Annotated in this window: 1 protein-coding gene; it reads left to right on the top strand. The window is 61.5% G+C overall.

The features are described 5' to 3' along the window. On the top strand, positions 1 to 2,602 hold a 2,602-nt coding region (locus tag JWR89_RS24990; RefSeq protein WP_366143012.1), incomplete at its 5' end, for an ATP-binding protein. Between the last annotated feature and the right edge of the window lie 21 nt (positions 2,603 to 2,623).

Here is a 2,623-nt window from a genome sequence, read left to right as displayed (position 1 = left end):
GGAACCGGTGAGCCAAAATCGACCGATCCTAGCCTCGGGCAGGCAAGCGATTCTTGTCGTCATAGACGAGGGACTGAAGGCGTTGGGGGCAGTTCAGAAATTGGCAGGGACCGTTCCTGACGGCCTGAGCGTGACGTCCGGCTTTCTTGCCGGCGGCGGTGAGATGGGTGCCCTCATGAGAGCGCTCGATTGGACCGAAACCCCGCTCGGACCAATCGAACAATGGCCGCAAAGTCTAAAGACCGGCGTACGAATCATGTTGACCTCGCGGCAGCCGATCTGGATAGGCTGGGGACCGGAGCTCATCTATCTCTATAACGATGCCTACAAGTCGATCATCGGCGGAAAACATCCTTGGGCTCTTGGCAAGCCCACGTCGGTCGTCTGGCAGGAAATCTGGAGCGACATCGGACCGATGCTCGCCACCGCAATGACAGGTATCGAAGGGACCTACGTCGAAGAGCAACTCCTGATCATGGAGCGCTACGGCTACCCCGAAGAGACCTACTACACGTTCTCATACAGCCCGATACCCGATGACGACGGGAGCGCCGGCGGCATCATCTGCGCCAACACCGACGACACCCAGCGCGTGATCGGCGAGCGGCAACTCTCTTTGTTGCGGCAACTCGCAGCCGATGCATCCGATGCCCGCACCTGGCAGGAAGCCTGCGACCGCAGCCTCCGGGCGATTTCCACCGATAAGCACGACGTCCCATTTGCGCTGCTCTACGAGGTGAATGCGGACAGCGACAGCTTCGTTCTCGCGGGCTCCTGCGGCATCGAGAGCGCCCGTCGCGGTGCTTCCGAAATACTGGATTCCGCGGGCGTTCACTGGCCTCTTCGGGAGGCGCTCCGGACTCAACAACCCGTTCTAGTCGACGACCTTGCCGCCAAGTTTCCCGACGGCTTGCCGACAGGCGCCTGGAGCCAACCACCTCACCGAGCGGTGCTGTTGCCAATTTTACCGAACGGTGAAACCAGCCGGGCGGCGATCCTGGTCGTCGGCCTAAATGCCTTCAGGCTGTTCGATGAGGGCTATCGCGGATTTCTCGAACTTGCCGCGGGTCAGATCGCGGCCACGATCGCCAACGCCCAGGCGTACGAAGAAGAAAGACGCCGCGCCCAGGCGCTCGAGGAGATCAACCGCCAGAAGACGGCCTTCTTTTCCAACGTCTCGCACGAATTCCGTACCCCCCTCACCCTCATGCTGGGTCCGCTGGAAGACCTTCTTGCGGACCCGGCCATGGTTTCCGGTGCAGAAGGCCGCGCGCTCGTCGAAGTCGCCCACCGAAACGCGCTGCGCCTCTTGAAGCTCGTCAATTCGCTGCTGGACTTTTCCCGGCTCGAAGCCGGCCGGGCGCAAGCGGATTTCGAGCCGGTCGATCTCGCCGCATTGACCGCCGAGCTCGCCTCCAATTTCAGGTCGGTCGCGGAGAAGGCCGGACTGAAGTTCGAAGTCGCCGGCGACAAGCTTGCCGCACCGGTCTATGTCGACCGCGACATGTGGGAGAAGGTCGTTCTCAACCTCCTGTCGAACGCGTTCAAATTCACGCTGGACGGCGGAATCCGCGTCGCGCTCCGTACGACGGCCGACGGCAAAGCCGCCGAGCTTACGGTTTCCGACTCAGGATCCGGCATCGAGGCCGACCAATTGCCGAAGCTGTTCGAGCGGTTCTACCAGGTCGGCGGCCAGAAAGGCCGATCCTTCGAGGGCTCCGGCATCGGCCTCGCGCTGGTCAAGGAAATCGCGAACCTTCACGGCGGCGGCGTCGAGGTCGAAAGCGAGCCGGGGCGGGGGAGCAGTTTCAAGGTGCGGATCCCGTTCGGCATAGCCCATCTTCCGCCGGAACAGGTGGTGATGGACGCCTCAATGATCGGCTTGGCTTCCAGGAAAGACAACGCCTACGTCGAGGAAGCCCTGCGATGGATCGACGGCCCTGCCCCTGTTGCCGCCGAGATTAACGGCGCGGAAAAGCCGCGCATCCTGATCGCCGACGACAACGCCGACATGCGGGACTACATCGCCCGGCTGCTCGGCAATCGTTGGACCATCGAGCTGGTCGAAGATGGCATCGCCGCCTTGAATGCCATCAAAACAAAGCGTCCTGACCTCATCCTGACCGACGTCATGATGCCGAAGCTCGACGGCTTCGGGTTGCTCAAGGCGATCCGAAGCGACGACGAACTGCAGGACCTTCCCGTCATCTTGCTGTCGGCGCGCGCCGGCGAGGAGGCGCGGGTCGAGGGGCTGGATGCCGGCGCCGACGACTATCTTATCAAACCGTTCTCCGCCCGCGAACTGGTCGCCCAGGTGGGCGCCAACCTTAAGCTTGCCGAAGTCCGACGTCAGACAAGGGATTCGCTGAAGCTGGCCAACGACCAGCTTGCCGCCGACAAGGAAACCGTCGAATGCCTCAACAGGCAGCTTTCAAGCGAAACTGAACGTCTTCGCAGCTTGTTCCAGCAGGCTCCTGGTTTCATGTGCGTACTGCGGGGACCGGAACACGTATTTGAAATCTTCAATGGGGCGAATCTGAAATTAGACGGCGAGCGCGACCTGATCGGAAGGCCGGTTCGAGAAGCTATTCCCGAGGTGTAAGGTCAAGACTTCTTTGAGATG

This window comes from Tardiphaga sp. (assembly GCF_028290785.1).
GTDB lineage: Bacteria > Pseudomonadota > Alphaproteobacteria > Rhizobiales > Xanthobacteraceae > Tardiphaga.
The sequence above is the reverse complement of the archived record's forward strand: the minus strand, read 5'-3'. Positions and strand labels throughout refer to the sequence as shown.